The organism is Azospirillum sp. SYSU D00513, from assembly GCF_017356015.1.
In the GTDB taxonomy this organism is placed as follows: Bacteria; Pseudomonadota; Alphaproteobacteria; order Azospirillales; family Azospirillaceae; genus Azospirillum.
The window spans coordinates 67,405-84,152 of record NZ_JAFIQV010000011.1 but is presented as its reverse complement, the minus strand read 5'-3'; the positions used below and the strand labels follow the sequence as shown (position 1 = coordinate 84,152).

At 70.1% G+C, this 16,748-nt stretch carries 18 protein-coding genes; 7 read left to right on the top strand and 11 right to left on the bottom strand.

The features are described 5' to 3' along the window. Window position 1 precedes the first annotated feature (1 nt). The 6 genes from JUB11_RS10600 (at window position 2) to gloA (ending at window position 4,639) form a co-directional block, all read left to right on the top strand. The gene (locus JUB11_RS10600; RefSeq protein WP_207458500.1) at window positions 2-661 is read left to right on the top strand and encodes an OmpH family outer membrane protein; all 660 of its coding nucleotides are present in this window, start codon (window positions 2-4) and stop codon (window positions 659-661) included. A 161-nt stretch (window positions 662-822) separates the two neighbouring features. Further along, window positions 823-1,293: a 3-hydroxyacyl-ACP dehydratase FabZ gene (gene fabZ, locus JUB11_RS10595; protein ID WP_207458499.1), complete on the top strand. Its 471-nt coding sequence runs from the start codon at window positions 823-825 to the stop codon at window positions 1,291-1,293. Beyond that, a complete protein-coding gene (gene lpxA, locus JUB11_RS10590; RefSeq protein ID WP_207458498.1) occupies window positions 1,290-2,084 on the top strand; it encodes an acyl-ACP--UDP-N-acetylglucosamine O-acyltransferase in 795 nt (264 codons plus the stop codon). Before fabZ ends, lpxA begins: the two co-directional genes overlap by 4 nt. Window positions 2,085-2,110: 26 nt before the next feature. Beyond that, window positions 2,111-3,013, top strand: a complete 903-nt coding sequence (gene lpxI, locus JUB11_RS10585) for a UDP-2,3-diacylglucosamine diphosphatase LpxI (protein ID WP_207458497.1) — start codon at window positions 2,111-2,113, stop codon at window positions 3,011-3,013. Further along, window positions 3,010-4,233 carry a lipid-A-disaccharide synthase gene (gene lpxB, locus JUB11_RS10580; RefSeq protein ID WP_207458496.1) on the top strand — a complete coding sequence of 408 codons (1,224 nt, stop codon included), beginning with the start codon at window positions 3,010-3,012 and terminating at the stop codon, window positions 4,231-4,233. The genes lpxI and lpxB overlap by 4 nt, the downstream gene beginning before the upstream one ends. 10 nt (window positions 4,234-4,243) lie before the next feature. Next, the gene (gene gloA / locus JUB11_RS10575; RefSeq protein ID WP_207458495.1) at window positions 4,244-4,639 is read left to right on the top strand and encodes a lactoylglutathione lyase; all 396 of its coding nucleotides are present in this window, start codon (window positions 4,244-4,246) and stop codon (window positions 4,637-4,639) included. A gap of 61 nt (window positions 4,640-4,700) precedes the next feature. On the opposite strand, the gene JUB11_RS10570 is transcribed toward gloA, so the two are convergent. The 4 genes from JUB11_RS10570 to gltX form a co-directional block, all read right to left on the bottom strand. Continuing rightward, the gene (locus tag JUB11_RS10570; protein WP_207458494.1) at window positions 4,701-5,750 is read right to left on the bottom strand and encodes a hypothetical protein; all 1,050 of its coding nucleotides are present in this window, start codon (window positions 5,748-5,750) and stop codon (window positions 4,701-4,703) included. Window positions 5,751-5,868: 118 nt separating this feature from the next. Then, window positions 5,869-6,048, bottom strand: coding sequence for a hypothetical protein (locus JUB11_RS10565; protein WP_207458493.1), 180 nt, complete (start codon window positions 6,046-6,048; stop codon window positions 5,869-5,871). A 16-nt stretch (window positions 6,049-6,064) separates the two neighbouring features. Beyond that, the gene (gene gltA / locus JUB11_RS10560) at window positions 6,065-7,387 is read right to left on the bottom strand and encodes a citrate synthase (protein WP_207458492.1); all 1,323 of its coding nucleotides are present in this window, start codon (window positions 7,385-7,387) and stop codon (window positions 6,065-6,067) included. A gap of 97 nt (window positions 7,388-7,484) precedes the next feature. After that, on the bottom strand, window positions 7,485-8,897 hold the full coding sequence (gene gltX, locus JUB11_RS10555) for a glutamate--tRNA ligase (protein ID WP_207458491.1): 1,413 nt from the start codon (window positions 8,895-8,897) through the stop codon (window positions 7,485-7,487). A 138-nt stretch (window positions 8,898-9,035) separates the two neighbouring features. Here gltX and JUB11_RS10550 point away from each other — a divergent pair, with 138 nt between their 5' ends. Further along, on the top strand, window positions 9,036-11,171 hold the full coding sequence (locus tag JUB11_RS10550; protein ID WP_207458490.1) for a ComEC/Rec2 family competence protein: 2,136 nt from the start codon (window positions 9,036-9,038) through the stop codon (window positions 11,169-11,171). Between the two features lie 21 nt (window positions 11,172-11,192). Here JUB11_RS10550 and lexA read toward each other — a convergent pair whose 3' ends face one another. The 7 genes from lexA to JUB11_RS10515 all read right to left on the bottom strand — a co-directional run bounded on the left by lexA (window position 11,193) and on the right by JUB11_RS10515 (window position 16,644). Continuing rightward, complete coding sequence (gene lexA / locus JUB11_RS10545; RefSeq protein WP_207458489.1) at window positions 11,193-11,900, bottom strand: transcriptional repressor LexA; 708 nt, start codon at window positions 11,898-11,900, stop codon at window positions 11,193-11,195. Window positions 11,901-12,014: 114 nt separating this feature from the next. Next, a complete protein-coding gene (gene glp, locus JUB11_RS10540) occupies window positions 12,015-13,241 on the bottom strand; it encodes a gephyrin-like molybdotransferase Glp (RefSeq protein WP_207458567.1) in 1,227 nt (408 codons plus the stop codon). An 11-nt stretch (window positions 13,242-13,252) separates the two neighbouring features. Next, window positions 13,253-13,738 (bottom strand): cyclic pyranopterin monophosphate synthase MoaC, encoded by a 486-nt coding sequence (moaC, locus tag JUB11_RS10535; RefSeq protein ID WP_207458488.1) that lies wholly within the window; start codon window positions 13,736-13,738, stop codon window positions 13,253-13,255. Next, window positions 13,735-14,211, bottom strand: a complete 477-nt coding sequence (locus tag JUB11_RS10530) for a GNAT family N-acetyltransferase (protein WP_207458487.1) — start codon at window positions 14,209-14,211, stop codon at window positions 13,735-13,737. The genes moaC and JUB11_RS10530 overlap by 4 nt, the downstream gene beginning before the upstream one ends. A gap of 11 nt (window positions 14,212-14,222) precedes the next feature. Then, window positions 14,223-15,011, bottom strand: coding sequence for an indole-3-glycerol phosphate synthase TrpC (trpC, locus tag JUB11_RS10525; protein WP_207458486.1), 789 nt, complete (start codon window positions 15,009-15,011; stop codon window positions 14,223-14,225). Next, entirely contained in the window at window positions 15,008-16,057 is a 1,050-nt protein-coding gene (trpD, locus tag JUB11_RS10520) for an anthranilate phosphoribosyltransferase (RefSeq protein WP_207458485.1), read from the bottom strand. The genes trpC and trpD overlap by 4 nt, the downstream gene beginning before the upstream one ends. Next, entirely contained in the window at window positions 16,054-16,644 is a 591-nt protein-coding gene (locus JUB11_RS10515) for an aminodeoxychorismate/anthranilate synthase component II (protein WP_207458484.1), read from the bottom strand. The genes trpD and JUB11_RS10515 overlap by 4 nt, the downstream gene beginning before the upstream one ends. Window positions 16,645-16,748: the final 104 nt, after the last annotated feature.

Sequence of the window (16,748 nt, the reverse complement as noted above, 5' to 3'; positions counted from 1 at the left end):
CATGCAGTTCAGCAAAATCAGGGCGGTGCTCGGTGCGACCGCGCTTCTGACCGGCGGCCTCGCGGCCGTGGCGCTCGCCCCCCAGCAGGCCCACGCCCAGGCCGCCGCTCCGGCCCCTGCCGCTCCCGCCGCCCAGAGCGGCGCGGAGCTGAAGGCCCCGGTCATCGCGGTCATCGACGTCCAGCGCGTCATGCAGGAATCCGAGGCGGCCAGGGGCGTCAGCAAGTCCTTCGACGAGCTGCGCGAGAGCTACCAGAAGGAAATCTCCTCGCTCGAGGACAAGCTCCGCAAGGGCGAGGAGGAGCTGCGCAAGCAGCAGACCGTCCTCGCGCCGGACGCGCTCGCCTCCAAGCGCCGCGATTTCGAGAAGCAGGTCGCCGAGGTCCAGCGCACGGTCCAGAGCCGCAAGCGCGGGCTGGAGATGTCGCTGAACGAGGCCATGGGCGTCGTCCACAAGACGATGGTCGAGGTCGTCGCCGAGGTCGCCCGCGAACGCGGCGCCAACCTGGTGCTGGCGCGCCAGCAGTTCGTACTGGTCGACACCGCGCTCGACGTCACCACCACGGTGATGGAGCGGGTCAACAAGAAGCTGCCGAAGGTCGCGCTGAACACGCCCAAGGCCGAAGAGCCGCCGGCCAAGCCGGCCGCGGCCAAGAAGTGACCGGACGGCCCTGATCGGCCATAGCCGATGGGGTAGCCGACCGCCATGATTGCGGCTGGCCGCGAAATGAGGCAGAAACACGCGTCTCCCGCCCGGCCGGCGTGCCTGGCGGGAGACGTGACCTATTGCATTCCAAGGCGTTGAAAGGCGGACGGCCAACAATGGAAGTGGCGGCGGAAAAGGCCAGGATGGCCGACATCGACATTTCGCGGATCATGCAGATGATCCCGCATCGCTACCCGATTCTCATGATCGACCGCGTGATCGACGTGTTCCCCGGGGAAAGCGCGACCGGCGTCAAGAACGTCTCGATCAACGAGCCGCACTTCCAGGGGCACTTCCCGTCCCGTCCGGTGATGCCGGGCGTCCTCATCATCGAGGCGATGGCCCAGACCTCGGCCGTCCTGGTGGTCGGCACGCTCGGCGCCGAGGCGGAAGGCAAGCTCGTCTATTTCATGACGGTGGACGAGGCCCGCTTCCGCAAGCCGGTCACGCCGGGCGACGTGCTGCACATCCACGTCACCAAGCAGCGCCAGCGCGCCAACGTCTGGAAGTTCAAGGGCGAGGCGAAGGTCAACGGCGTGCTGGTTGCCGAGGCCATCTATTCCGCGATGATCCTGGACGAGAAATGAGCGTGTCGATCCATCCGTCCGCGGTCGTCGATCCGGCGGCCAAGCTGGGCGAGGGCGTGTCCATCGGTCCCTTCTGCGTTGTCGGGCCGGCGGTCGAACTCGGCGATGGCGTGCGCCTGACCTCCCACGTCGTGGTCGAGGGGCGCACCCGGATCGGCGCTCGGACGGTGGTCTATCCCTTCGCCTCGCTCGGCCACGCACCGCAGGACCTGAAGTTCAAGGGTGAGCCCTCGGAGCTGATCATCGGCACCGACAACACCATCCGCGAGCATGTCACCATGAACCCCGGCACCGAGGGCGGCGGCATGGTGACCAGGGTCGGCAGCCACTGCCTGTTCATGATGAGCGCCCACGTGGCCCATGACTGCGTGGTCGGCGACCACGTCATCCTGGCGAACAACGCCACGCTTGGCGGCCATGTGACCTTGGGCGACCATGTCATCCTTGGCGGCCTCTCGGCGGTCCACCAGTTCGTCCGCATCGGCGCGCATGCGATGATCGGCGGCATGTCGGGGGTCGAGCAGGACGTCATTCCCTTCGGCCTCGTGATGGGCGACCGTGCGCGCCTGGCCGGGCTCAACCTCGTCGGGCTGGGCCGGCGGGGCTTCGCCAAGGACGACATCAGCGGGCTGCGCACCGCCTACCGCCACCTGTTCGGGCCGGAGGGCACCTTCGCGGAACGCGTGGAGCAGGTGGCCCGCGACTATGCCGGCCAGCCGCTGGTCGAGGACGTGCTGGGATTCATCCGCGCCGACGCATCGCGTTCGATCTGCCAGCCGCGCGACCGCTGAGCGGCCGCCACAGCCAGGAGGGCGCCATGCCGGCATCCCCGAACCCATCCGGCGAGGATCAGGGGAACGCCGTGGTTGGCCCCGGCGCCGGTTCCATCCCCGGCGCCAAGCTCGGCATCCTGGCCGGCGGCGGCACCCTTCCGGCGCGGATCGCCGAAGCGGTGCGCGGCCAGGGGCGCAACCTGTTCATCGTCGCCTTTGAGGGCCACACCGACCCCGCCGCCGTGCGCGGCTACCCTCATGTCTGGAGCCGCTTCGGCGCGGCCGGCAGCATCATGGAGCGCCTGCACGCCGAAGGGGTGGGGGAGGTGGTCTTCGCCGGCCCCGTCCGCCGCCCCTCGCTGGGAGAACTGCTGCCCGACTGGCGGACCACGAAGTTCCTGGCCCGCGTCGGAACGCGGGCGCTTGGCGATGACGGGCTTCTGCGGGCGGTCGCGCGCGAACTCGAATCGGATGGGTTCCGGGTCGTCGGGCTCCATGACCTGCTGAACGGGCTTCTCACCACCGCAGGACCGGTCGGGCGGCTCCTCCCCGACGAGGAAGCCGGGCGCGACATCGCCCGCGGGCTGGAGGTTGCGCGCGGGCTGGGGGCGCTCGACGTCGGGCAGGGCGCGGTCGTGCAGCAGGGCATCGTTCTCGCCGTGGAAGCCGTGGAGGGCACCGACGCCATGCTGGACCGTTGCGCGGCGCTCGCCCGGCCCGGAAAGGGCGGGGTGCTGGTGAAGGTCTGCAAGCCGCAGCAGGACCGCCGCATCGACCTGCCGACCATGGGGACGGTCACGCTGGAAAAGGCGGCGCGGGCGGGCCTGCGCGGGATCGCGGTGCAGGCCGGCGGCAGCCTGATCGTGGACAGGGCCGCCGTCGCCGAGCTGGCAGACCGGCTCGGGCTGTTCGTGGTGGGCGTCGAGGTTCCGGAGGCCGGCCGGTGAGCGCGCCCCTGCTGTTCCTGATCGCCGGGGAGCCTTCCGGCGACGCGCTCGGCGCCCGGCTCATGGCGGCGCTGAAGCGGCTGACCGGCGGCAACGTCCGCTTCGCCGGCATCGGCGGGGAGCGCATGGCCGCCGAGGGGCTGCGCAGCCTCGTGCCCCTGTCGGAGCTGGCGCTGTTCGGCATCGTCGAGCTGCTGCCCCACCTGCCGAACCTGCTGCGGCGGATCGACGAGACGGCGAAGAGCATCGTCGCGGCGCGTCCGGACGCCGTCATCGGCATCGATTCGCCGGGCTTCACCGTCCGCGTGGCCAAGCGCGTGCGCAAGGCGGCGCCCGAAATTCCTCTGGTGCATTACGTCGCCCCGACCGTCTGGGCCTGGCGGCCCGGGCGCGCGGCCAAGTACGCGGCGCTCTACGACCACCTGCTGGCGCTCCTCCCCTTCGAGCCTCCCTACTTCGAGCGCGTGGGGCTGCCCTGCAGCTTCGTAGGCCACCCGGTCGTCGAGGGCGGGGCCGGAAAGGGCGACGGCGCCCGCTTCCGGGCACGGTTCGGCCTGTCCGAGTCGTCGCGGGTCGTGGCCGTGCTGCCCGGCAGCCGGCGCGGGGAGGTGAACCGGCTGCTGCCGGACTTCCGCGCCACGCTGGAGCGCCTGCTGCCCGACCACCCCGACCTCGTGGCCGCCGTGCCCACCGTGTCCACGGTCCGGGACCGCGTCGCGGGCGAGATCGCCGGCTGGCCTATGCGCACCATCCTGGTGGAGGGGGACGAGGCCAAGTACGACGCCTTCGCGGCGGCGGAGGTCGCGTTGGCGGCGTCGGGCACGGTGGCGTTGGAGCTGGCGCTGTCCCGGCTTCCCGCGGTCATCGCCTACCGGCTCAACCCGGTGACGGTCGCCCTGTACCGGCGGCTGATCCGGGTTAGATATGTGAATCTGGTCAATCTGATGCTCGACCGGATGCTGGTGCCCGAACTGCTCCAGCGGGACTGCCGGCCCGACCGGCTGGCCGCCGAGCTGGGACGGCTGCTCGACGACCGCCAGGCGCGTGCGCGCCAGGTGGACGGGGTGGCTGAGGTCGCGCGCTGGCTCGGCCAGGGCGGGCTCCCGCCCAGCGAACGCGCCGCGCGGGTGATCCTAGACATCGTCTCGGGCGCCGCGCAAAACAGCTTGGGGCAAAACCGCCCTGGCTGGACTGAAACGACTCAGGCTCAAGAACGATAAGGAACGGACCATGAGCGAATTTCGCCTTCTGCACACGATGCTGCGCGTGCTGGATCTTGAGAAGTCCCTGGACTTCTACACGCGTCTCATGGGGATGCGGCTGCTGCGGCGGACCGACTACGAGGGCGGGCGCTTCACGCTGGCCTTCGTCGGCTACGGCGAGGAGTCCGACACGGCGGTGCTGGAACTGACCCACAACTGGGACCAGGCGGAGCCCTACAGCATCGGTTCCGGCTATGGGCACATCGCCATCGGCGTGCCGGACATTTACGCCACCTGCGAAAAGCTGGCCGCCGAGGGCGTCAAGATCCCGCGCCCGCCCGGCCCCATGAAGCACGGCACCACCGTCATCGCCTTTGTCGAGGACCCCGACGGTTACAAGGTCGAGCTGATCGAACGCAAGTGACGGCACACCGGCGGACCAAGGTCCGCCGGTTTTTCTTTATCAGGGGCTGGACCGAAGCCCTTCAGCGCGCGTGCGGCGGGCGCAACGCCTTCGCCGATGGCGGCAGCCGGCGGCCCATCCAGGCCTGAAGGGCGGGGAGCCGGCGCTGGAGGGCGATGCCGGCCATGATCACGGCCACGCCGATCAGCGACAGGGCGAAGGGGAAGAGGAGCGAATCCTCGAAGACCGCGTTCGCCAGGTAGCCGAGGTAGAGCACCACCCCTATGGCCCCGAGCGCCGCGTAGACGCGGCGGCCGAGGAAGACCGACAGGGCGAGAAGGGCCACGTTGAACAGGGCGTAGCCGGCGCGGGCGATCTCGTCCCCATTGTCCAGCGCGGTGATGCCGGCCCACAGGGAGAGCGCGCCGGAGAGGTGCAGCCAGAAGGCGGAGCCCCGCTCGTCGCGCAGGTCCACGATCCAGGCCAGGAGGCAGATCACGCTGCCCATGATGGCCGCTATGCCCGAGCGGAAGGTCAGGGAGCCCCCGTCGCCGAGGAGCCAGTTGCCGAGGTCCTGCGACATCAGCCAGAGCGCGACCGACACGGGCATCAGGAGGAAGGGGAAACGGATGCTGCGGAAGACCAAGGTGCCGATGAAGGCCGTGGCGGTCCCCATGGGGATCGAACTGCCGCAGAGGTACTCGACGAAACCCGCCTCGGGGCCGGGCCAGTCGTTGCTCCACCAGCCCAGGAGATCTTGCACGGCGAAGGTCGCCAGCGGGACCATGGAGACGGCGACGGCGAACAGCAGACCGCCCACGGTGCGGAGGCCGGGCTGCCCGATGACGCGCCGGCCGGCCAGGGCGAAGCCGGCCATATAGAGAAGTGCCACGGTGAGCAGGAAGCCGTTGCCGAAACTGAGGAAGCCGATGGTCGTGAAGAGGCCCATGGCGGCCATGACGATCAGCGCGCCGACATACCAGAGCAGATGGACCGTGTTGAAGACCGGGGCGTCGCCGGCGGAGGTGCGCTCGGCCAGATGGCGCCAGAGCGGGTCGATGTCCTCTTCGCGGAGCAGTCCGCCTTCGGCGGCCGTTTCGAGGTCGCGTCGCGTGATGCGGATGGAGGACATGGGAGTCCGTGGTGGGACGTGAGCGTCCTTCAGCGGGGGCAGGCCACCGGACGTGGCGTCATGCCCGGACCATTCGGAGCCGCATCGGACAGGCGCAGGTCCATCGGACCCGGTTCGATCAAAGCAGGACCACCGCGGCGATCAGTGCCAGAACGACCAGATAGAAGATGGCGCGGCGAATGCGCCGGCCCAGCGGCGCCCGATTGTCGTTCGCCGGCGCGGCGAAACGGATTCGCCGTGCCGGAACGATGCACGCGGTGGGGCTGCGGGTGGCTCCGTTGGAGCCACCCGTTCCCATATGGGCCGTCGGCCGGTTAGCCACGCTCGGCCAGCGGCACGAACGGCCGCTTGGTTTCGCCCGTGTACAGCTGACGCGGACGGCCGATCTTCTGCTGCGGGTCCTCGATCATTTCCTTCCACTGCGAAATCCAGCCGACCGTGCGGGCGACGGCGAACAGCACGGTGAACATGCTGGTCGGGAAGCCCATGGCCTTCAGGATGATGCCCGAATAGAAATCGACGTTCGGGTAGAGCTTCTTCTCGATGAAGTACTCGTCCGACAGGGCGATCCGCTCCAGCTCCATGGCGATGTCGAGCAGCGGCTCGTCCTTGATGCCCAGTTCCGCCAGCACTTCGTGGCAGGTCTGGCGCATCACCTGGGCGCGCGGGTCGTAGTTCTTGTAGACCCGGTGGCCGAAGCCCATCAGGCGGAAGCTGTCGTCCTTGCTCTTGGCGCGGCGCACGATCTCCGGAATGCGATCGACGCTGCCGATCTCCTCCAGCATCTTCAGCACGGCCTCGTTGGCGCCGCCGTGCGCCGGGCCCCACAGAGAGGCGATGCCCGCCGCGATGCAGGCGAACGGGTTGGCGCCCGAGGAGCCGGCCAGACGGACGGTGGAGGTCGAGGCGTTCTGCTCGTGGTCGGCGTGCAGGATGAAGATCTTGTCCATCGCCTTGGACAGGATCGGGTTGACCTTGTACGGCTCGCAGGGCGTGCCGAAGGTCATGTAGAGGAAGTTCTCCGCATACGACAGGTCGTTGCGCGGATACATGAACGGCTGGCCCATGTTGTACTTGTAGGCCATCGCCGCGATGGTCGGCATCTTCGCGATCAGGCGGTGCGACGCGATCTGGCGCTGCCGCGGGTCGGTGATGTCCGTCGAGTCGTGGTAGAAGGCCGACAGCGCGCCGGTCACGCCGCAGAGCACCGCCATCGGGTGCGCGTCGCGGCGGAAGCCGCTGAAGAAGCGGCTGAGCTGCTCGTGCACCATCGTGTGGTAACGGATGGTGGTCTCGAACTCGGCCTTCTCCTTGGCGTTCGGCAAGTGGCCGTTCAGCAGGAGATGGCAGACTTCGGGGAAGTCGCAGTTGTCGGCCAGCTCATCGATGGCGTAGCCGCGGTGCAGCAAGACACCTTCGTCGCCGTCGATGTAGGTGATCTTGGATTCGCAGCTTCCCGTGGAAGTGAATCCGGGATCGTAGGTGAAATGTCCGGTTTCGGAATAAAGTTTCCGGATGTCGATAACGCTCGGACCCGTGGAGCCCGGCAACACAGGCAGAGTAACCTGTTTGCCCGTGCGATTATCGATCAAGGTGAAGCTATCGTTCGAGGCCTTGCCGTCCGTGGTCTGGGTCATATCGGCACGTCCTTGTCACTTAGGGTTGGAGCTTTGCGCTCTTTTTGGAATGTGCGCAGCATAGTTGCATGTGCGAAGGATATCAACGCGGGCCGCATCAGCCCAGACCGTCCCCCGATGCATCCCCCATACGCCCCAAAGTCTCCTCCCGTCCCAGCAGCTCGGCCACCTCGAAGATGGGTGGCGACACGGTCGAACCGGTCAGCGCCGCGCGCAGTGGCTGGGCGATCTTGCCCAGCTTCTCCCCGCGTTCCTCGGCGAACTGACGGACCTTCGCCTCCAGCGCTGCGGCGGTGAAGGACTCCTCCGCCTGGAAGAGCCCGGCCAGTTCCTTCAACACGGCGCGGCCCTTTTCGTCCAACAGCGCCGCCGATTTTTCGTCGAGCGGCAGGGGACGCGCCGTCACGTAGAAACGCGCGCTCTGGGCGAGGTCGACGACCGTCCGCGCGCGCTGCTTCAGCCCGTTCATGGCCCGCGTCAGGAGGGCGGTCTCATCGTCATTCAGGGCGCGGCCGAGGTCGGCCTCCAGCCGCGGGCGGATCAGCCCGACCAGCCGCGCGTCGTCCGCTTGGCGCATGTAATGGGCGTTCAGGTTCTCCAGCTTCGCGAAGTCGAAGCGGGACGGCGAGCGGCCGATGCCTTCCAGGTTGAACCATTCCACCGCCTGCTCGGTCGAGATGATCTCATCGTCGCCGTGCGCCCAGCCGAGTCGCAGCAGGTAGTTGCGCACGGCCTCCGGCAGGTAGCCCATGTCGCGGTAGGCATCGACGCCCAGGGCGCCGTGGCGTTTCGACAGCTTGGCGCCGTCCGGGCCATGGATCAGCGGGATGTGGCCGAACTCCGGCAGGTCCCAGCCCATGGCGTTGTAGATCTGGATCTGGCGGAAGGTGTTGGTGAGGTGGTCGTCGCCGCGCACGACATGGGTGACGCCCATGTCATGGTCGTCCACCACCACCGCAAGGAGATAGGTCGGCGTGCCGTCGGCGCGCAGCAGGATCAGGTCGTCGAGCTGGGCGTTCTGTACCCGCACCTCGCCCTGGACGCGGTCCTTCAGCACGGTCTCGCCCTCCTGCGGGGCGCGCAGCCGGACCACCGGGGCGACGCCCTCCGGCGCCTCGGACGGGTCGCGGTCGCGCCAGCGGCCGTCGTAGCGGACCGGCTGTCCAGCGGCCTTCTGGGCGGCGCGCATCTCCTCCAGCTCCTGCGGGCTGGTGTAGCAGTGGTAGGCGCGGCCGGCGGCGATCATCTGCCGTGCGACCTCGGCGTGCCGGTCCTTGCGTTCGAACTGGCTGATCGCCTCGCCGTCCCACTCCAGCCCGAGCCACTTCATCCCGTCGAGGATGGCGTCCACCGCCTCCTGGGTCGAGCGCTGCCGGTCCGTGTCCTCGATCCGCAGCAGGAACTTGCCGCCCTGGCCGCGCGCATACAGCCAGTTGAAAAGGGCGGTGCGGGCGCCGCCGATGTGGAGGAAGCCGGTGGGCGAGGGGGCGAAACGGGTGACGACAGTCATCGCGGGCTCAATTCCGGGGTGATCGCTGCTAAGGTTGGTCCGAGGTTTATCACATTCGCTGCCATGTGGGGCATTGCCATGCACACATGGGTGGAGAAGCGGGGGTGGATGGCCGGGCCGGGATAAGGGGCGGGCGCCGTGGCGGACGGGCTCTTCGACGGGGATTCACCGGAGTTCGGGGAGGAGGCGCCCGCCAGCGGCCGGGCGGCGCGCGCCCTGTCGGCGTTCCTGGAGCTGCTGCGGGCAGAGCGGGAGCGCTGGGTGCTGTGGGTGCCCGTCGGAGTCGGCACCGGCATCGGGCTGTATTTCGCCCTTCCCCTGGAGCCGCCGGGATGGGCCGGGCCGTTGCTTCTCGCTCTGTGCCTCCTGCCGCTCTGGCCCGTCCGCCGGCGTCTTGGCATGCTGGCGGCCTGCCTGGCGCTGTTGGTGCTCGCCGCCGGTTTCGCCGCCGCGCAATGGCGCGCCCAGCGCGTCGCCGCGCCGATGCTGGAGCGCCAGGCCGGGCCGGTGGCGGTGACCGGGCGCGTGGTGAGCGTGCAGCGGCTTCCCAACGCAACCCGCGCCGTGCTGGAGGACCTGTCCATCGAGCGGGTCGCCGCCGGGGCGACTCCGGCGCGGGTGCGGCTGCGGCTGACGGGCAAGGCGCCCCCGCCGCGCAGCGGGGAGCGGATCCGCCTGCTCGCGGTTCTCCATCCCCTTCAGGGACCGGCGGAACCCGGCGCCTTTGATTTCCAGCGCCACGCCTTTTTCGACCGCTTGGGCGGGGTCGGCTACGCGCTCCGTGCCCATGAGACCTTGGAAGTGCGGCCGCCCGGCCCCTGGCGGAGCCTGTCGGACGGCTTCGACCGGGCGCGCGGCGTCATCGCGGAGCGGGTGCGGGCGGCCATCGCCGATCCCGGGGAGGCCGCGGTCACCGCTGCCCTGATGAACGGGGAGCAGGTGGCGATCCCGCAGCCGGTGATGGAGGCCTTCCGCGACAGCGGCCTCGCCCATCTCCTGTCGATCTCCGGGCTGCATGTCGGGATCGCGGCGGGGATCGTGTTCTTCACCGTGCGCGCCCTGCTGGCGCTGGTTCCGCCGCTGGCGTTGCGCTGGCCGATCAAGAAGATCGCGGCGGTCTTCGCCATCCTGGCGGCGGCCGCCTACACGATGCTGGTGGGAGCGCCCCTGCCGACGCTGCGGGCGCTGCTGATGACGGGCGTGGTCATGGCGGCCATCCTGGTCGAGCGCGACCCGCTGAGCATGCGGCTGGTCGCCTTCGCAGCGCTGGTCACGCTGCTGATCCTGCCGGAGGGGCTGCTCGGTCCGAGCTTTCAGATGTCCTTCGGCGCGGTCGTGGCGCTGATCGCCGCCTACGAGCTGGCGAGCCCTGTCCTGGCGCGCTGGCGGCAGGAAACCGGGTTCCTTGGCCGGAGCGTGCTCTATCTCGGCGGAATCGCCTTCACCAGCCTCGTGGCGACGCTGGCGACGACGCCCTTCGCGATGTTCCACTTCCAGCAGATCGCCTTCTACGGGCTGCTGGCGAACATGATCGCAGTCCCGGTGACCAGCCTCTGGGTCATGCCCTGCAGCCTTCTGGCCTACCTGCTGATGCCGCTGGGGCTGGAGGGGCCGGCTCTGGCCGCCATGGGCTGGGGCGTGGCCGTTATCATCTGGACGGCGGAACTGGCCTCCTCCCTGCCGGGGGCGGTCCTGCGGGTGCCGGCCATGCCGCTCGCGGGGCTGGTCGCGGTGACGCTCGGCGGGGTGTGGCTGGCGATTTGGACGCGGCCCTGGCGCCTGCTTGGCGCCGCCGCCGTGCTGGCGGGGCTTCTGTCGCCGCTGGCGACCGTCCGTCCGGACGTGCTGGTGTCGCGGGAGGGGACGCTGATGGCCGTGCGCGGCGCCGACGGTGGCCTCGCCCTGTCGGGGCGGGTGAATCGGACGGCGGAAACATGGCTGGAGCGCGACGGGGCGGCCGAACCGGAGGGACGCTGGCCGGAGGCGGGGAGCGGCGTTGGCGGGCGGCTCGCCTGCGACGCACTGGGCTGCCTCTACCGGGAGGCGGGGCAGAGCGTCGCCCTGCTGCGCGACCCGTCCGCCCTGCCGGAGGACTGCGCCGCCGCCGATGTGGTGGTGAGCGCCGAACCGGCCCGCCGCTGCGGCGCTCCGGTGGTCATCGACCTGTGGCGCCTGCGCCGCGAGGGCGCCCATGCGCTGTACCTGTCGCCCGAAGGCGTGCGGGTCGAAAGCGTACGGGACCGCCGGGGCGATCGGCCCTGGACGGTCCCGTGACGTGCGGCTGCCGGCTGCGGCTCAGTACTTGCGAACGAGACCGATGAGCTTGCCCTGAACGCGCACGCGGTCGGCGCCGAAGATGCGGGTCTCGTAGGAGGCGTTGGCGGGCTCCAGCGCGACGGTGTTGCCCTTGCGGCGCAGCCGCTTCAGCGTCACCTCGTTCTCGTCCACCAGGGCCACCACGATGGTGCCGTTTTCGGCCGTCTCGCAGCGCTGGATGATGACCGTGTCATGGTCGAGGATGCCCGCCTCGACCATCGAGTCGCCGGCGACCTCCAGGGCGTAATGGTCGCCCGCGCCCAGCATGGTCGCCGGGATGTCCACGAAGCCCGAACCATCGCGCAGCGCCTCGATCGGCGTGCCGGCGGCGATGCGTCCGTAGAGCGGAAGCTGGATGGTTTCCGGGGTCGCGGCCTCCGCCGCCGCGGCGACCTCGCGGCCGGCGAAGCTGAAGTCGGCCTTGATGACGTTCGGCTGGAACTTGGCGCGCGGCGGGCGGGCGTTTTCGGCGCCCTCCGGCAGGCGCAGCACCTCCAGCGCGCGGGCACGGTGGGGCAGGCGGCGGATGAAGCCGCGCTCCTCCAGGCCCGTGATCAGCCGGTGGATACCCGACTTGGACTTCAGGCCGAGCGCGTCCTTCATCTCGTCGAACGAGGGGGACACCCCGCCTTGGCCGAGTCGCTCGTGTATGAAGAGCAGCAGCTCGTGCTGCTTGCGTGTGAGCATTCGTGCCTCCCGGCGCTGGCCGTGCGATATCTGGAACAAAAGCAAAACGTTTGATTCTGTTCTAGTTTGGTTCCCGGCGGGCGTCAAGCCCCTAACCCGGAGGATACGGCTAAGTCACAGGCTGACGGCGCCGCCCGACAGGGGCAGGATCTCCACCCGGTCACCGGGCTCGGCGGGGGGGGCGTGCGGCGGGCGGAGGATCAGGCAGTCGGCCTTCGCCAGCAGCGACATGAGCGCGGTGTCCTGGCGCGCGAAGGGCGTCGCCACCAGTTCCCCGCCGGCCTCACGGGCGAGCGTCGCCTGCAGATGGTCCTGGTTGGGACCGTTGGCCCTCAGGGGCGCGCCGAGCCGGGCGGTGACCGTGTCCTCGCCGGGCGTCAGACCCTGAAGGGCGAGCAGGGCGGGTTTCAGGAAAAGCAGCGCGCAGATGCCGGTGGAAACCGGGTTGCCGGGCAGGCCCAGAAGAGGGACCCTTCCGGCTCCTTCCAGCGCGGCATGGCCGAACTTCACCGCCTTGCCGGGCCGCATGGCGACGCCGTCGAAGAGCAGGGTGAGCCCCCCCCCGCCCAGCACGTCGCCGACGAAGTCGTAGTCTCCCTTGGAGGCGCCGCCGGTCGTGACCAGCAGGTCGCAGCCAGCGGCGGCGGAGGCCAGGGCGGCGACGCTCTCCGCCCGGTCCCCGGCGACCCCGAGGTTGAGGGCGGTGCCGCCGAGCGCGGTCACCATGGCGCAGAGCCCCAGAGCGTTGGAGCTGACGATCTGATTCGGCCCCAGCGGCTCGCCGGGCAGGGCGATTTCATCGCCGGTGGCAAGCACCGCCACGCGCGGGCGGCGGCGCACGCGCAGCCATGGCCAGTTGGCGCCAGCGGCGAGCGCCACGTCGCGGGCGGTCAGGCGCCGGCCTTCCGGAAGAAGCGTGTCGCCGGCGGAGAAGTCGTGGCCGGCGGGCCGCACGAACCGGCCTTCGGCGACGGACCGGCGGATCAGGACGCGGTCGCCGTCCTCCTCCGCATCCTCCTGCATGACCACCGAATCGGCGCCGCCGGGCAGGGGGGCGCCGGTGAAGATTCGTACGGCCTCGCCAGGGCCGACCCGGCCGGGGAAGGCGTGGCCGGCCGACGCCTCGCCGATGCGGCGGAGCGCTGCGGGGACCTCGGCCACGTCGGCGGCGCGCACGGCCCAGCCGTCCATGGAAGAGGCGGCGAAGGGTGGCTGCGTCAGGCGGGCGGTCAGCGGCTCGGCCAGCACGCGGCCGAGCGCGTCGGTCAGGGTCACCGTCTCGGCGGGCAGGGGCCGCAGCGCGCCGAGCAGGCGAGCCCGCGCCTCAGCCACTGGAAGCAGGGCCTCCCGGCTCAAGGCTGCGGGGCGGCGCCCCAGTCGCCGCTCTTGCCGCCGGCCTTGTGGAGCAGCTGGATGCCGGTGATGGTCATGCCCCGGTCCACCGCCTTGCACATGTCGTAGACGGTGAGCGCCGCGACCGACACGGCGGTCAGCGCCTCCATCTCAACCCCGGTGCGGCCCTTCAGCTTGCAGGTGGCGGTGATGTCCACGGCGTTGTGGTCGGGGTCGGCGGTCAGCTCCACCTTCACCGAGGTCAGGGCCAGCGGGTGGCAGAGCGGGATCAGGTCCGGCGTGCGCTTGGCGCCCATGATGCCGGCGAGCCGCGCCACCGACAGCACGTCGCCCTTCTTGACGCCGCCCTCCAGGATCAGCCGCAACGTTTCCGGCTGCATCAGAATCGAGCCGCGCGCGGTGGCCGTCCGCTCCGTCTCCGCCTTGTCGGAGACGTCCACCATCACGGCGCGCCCCTCGGCGTCGAAATGGGTGAAGCCGCTCATGACACGGGCTCCGCGAGAAGGGACTTTTCCATGAAGACGCTCAGCGGGTCAGGCGCGTAACCGCCGAAGGGGCCACGGTCGGCGAAGCCCACCGCACGGTAGAGGCCGAGCGCTTCGGGCTGGTGTATGCCGGCCTCAAGCCGCAGGAGGGTCAGCCCGTCGGCGCGGGCCTGCTCCTCCAGCCGGTCGATCAGGCGGCGACCGATGCGGCCGCCCCGCGCCTTGGGATCGACATACATGCGCTTGATCTCGCCGTACCCCTCGGCGTCCACGCGCAGGGCGACGCAGCCGACGGCCACGCCGTCCCGCCGTGCCACCAGAAAGCGGATGTCCGGGGCGGCGAGGCTGTCGATGTCCAGCAGGTGGTTGCTCTCCGCCGGGTAGAGGGCACCGAGATAGGCGTCCAGCTCGCCGATGAGGCGGACGATCTCGTCCTGGCGGGGGCTTTCGGGCGCGATGGTCACGTCGGGCATGGTTCGTTCCCTCAGGCCAGCAGCGCGCGGGTGGCGGCGGTCACATCGTCCTGCCGCATCAGCGATTCGCCCACGAGGAAGCAGCGGGCGCCCACCGCCGCCATGCGGGCGAGATCGGCCGGACCGTAGAGCCCGCTTTCCGCGACGAGCATGCGGTTCGCCGGGACGTTGCGCGCCAGCTCCTCCGTGGTCGCGATGTCCACGGCGAGCGTCTTGAGGTTGCGGTTGTTCACGCCGAGCAGCGGGGTCTTCAGCGCGAGCGCGCGGTCCAGCTCGGCGCGGTCGTGCACCTCCACCAGAACGTCCAGCCCGTACTCGATGGCCGCGGCCTCGATCTCCGCGGCCTGGGCGTCGGACAGGGCGGCCATGATGATGAGGATGCAGTCGGCGCCCAGAGCGCGGGCCTCGGCGATCTGGTAGGGATCGACCATGAAGTCCTTGCGCAACGCCGGCAGGTCCACCGCCTCGCGGGCGGCGACCAGATACTCGTCCCGGCCCTGGAAATAGGGCTCGTCCGTCAGCACCGACAGGCAGGTGGCGCCGCCGGCCTTGTAGGCGCGGGCGAGTGCCGGAGGATCGAAGTCGGCGCGGATCAGCCCCTTGGACGGGCTGGCCTTCTTGATCTCCGCGATCAGGCCGTAGCGGCCCTCTTCCACGGTCCGGCGCAGCGCCTGGATGAAGCCGCGCGCCGGCGGGTTGGCGCGGGCCGCCGCGTCCACCTCCGCGAAGGAAGTGTTGACCTTGCAGGCGGCGACATGGGCGCGCTTGTCGTCGCAGATCCTCGCCAGGACGTCGCTCATGCCATCACCGGCTGGTTGGTGATGGCGACGAGCCGTTCGAGCACGAAGCGGGCCTTGCCGCTGTCGATGGCGTCACGGGCCATGGCGACCCCCTCCTTCAGGACCAGCGCCCGGCCGGCCACGACCAGGGCGGCGGCGGCGTTCAGCAGCACGATGTCGCGGTAGGGACCCTCGGCCCCGTCCAGCAGGGCGCGGATCGCCTCGGCGTTGACCTGGGCGTCGCCGCCCTTCAGGTCGTCGATTGTGGCGCGGGGCAGGCCGGCCTCTTCCGGGGTCACGTCGAAGACGGTGACCTCGCCGCCCATGAGCTGCGCCACGCGGGTCGGGCCGGTGGTGGTGATCTCGTCCAGCCCGTCGGAGCCGTGGACGATCCAGGCCGCCTCGGACCCCAGCCGCTTCAGCACATGGGCCAGCGGCTCCACGAGATGGGCCGAATAGACGCCGAGCAACTGGCGCTTGGCGCCGGCCGGGTTGGACAGGGGGCCGAGCGCGTTGAAGATGGTGCGGGTGCCCAGCTCCACGCGGGTCGGGCCGACGTTGCGCATGGCCGTGTGATGGCGGGGCGCCATCAGGAAGCCGATCTCGGCCTCCCACAGCGCCTTGCGGACCAGCCCCATGTCGCAGTCCAGATGGACGCCGAGCGCGCCCAGCACGTCGGCCGCGCCCGATTTGGAGGAGATGGAGCGGTTGCCGTGCTTGGCGACCGGAACACCGCAGGCCGCGGCGACCAGTGCGGCCGCCGTGGAGATGTTGTAGGTGCCGGCGCCGTCGCCGCCCGTGCCGCAGGTGTCGATGGTGCCCGGCGGCGCCTCGATCGGCACGGCCTTGGCGCGCATGACGCGGGCGGCACCCGTGATCTCGTCCACCGTCTCGCCGCGCACGCGCAGCGCCATCAGGAAGCCGCCCATCTGCGAGGGCGTGGCGTTGCCCGACATGATGATGTCGAAGGCGGTGCTGGCCTCCGCCTCGTCCAGCGCCGCACCCGTCGCGACCTTCGCGAGGATGGTCTTCATGTCGTTGAGATCGCCGTGGAAGGGCGTGTTCATGCGGCCTTCTCCACCGGGCGGGTCAGCGTCAGGAAGTTGCCGAGGATCTCGTGGCCGTGCTCGCTCTCGATGCTTTCCGGGTGGAACTGGACGCCGTGGATCGGCAGCTCCTTGTGGGAGAGCGCCATGATCAGCCCGTCCTCCGTCTCGCCCGTCACCTCCAGGCAGTCGGGCAGCGTGTCGCGCTCGACGATCAGCGAATGGTAGCGGGTGGCGCGGAAGGGGGTCGGCAGCCCGCGCAGCACGCCGCGGTCGGCGTGGCGCATGCGGTCCACCTTGCCGTGCATCGGCACCGGCGCGCGGATGACCCGCCCGCCGAAAGCCTGCCCGATGGCCTGGTGCCCCAGGCACACGCCCATCAGAGGCACGCGCGCCTCGGCCGCCGCGGCGATCAGGGGCAGGCAGATGCCGGCCTTATCCGGATCGCAGGGACCGGGCGACAGCACGATGCCGGCCGGGTTCAGGGCCAGCGCCTCCTCCACCGTCATGGAGTCGTTGCGCCGGACGTTCACGTCCGCCCCCAGCTCACCCAGATAATGGACGAGGTTGTAGGTGAAGCTGTCGTAGTTATCGATGAGCAGAAGCATAGCGGACCCCGGCGAAGTTCCGGCCTTGTTCCAAAGGCGGTTACCCTAGCGGGTGGGGCCGCGGATTTCCAGCCTTGCGGCGCCTCGGGTCCCTGATTGGTCAT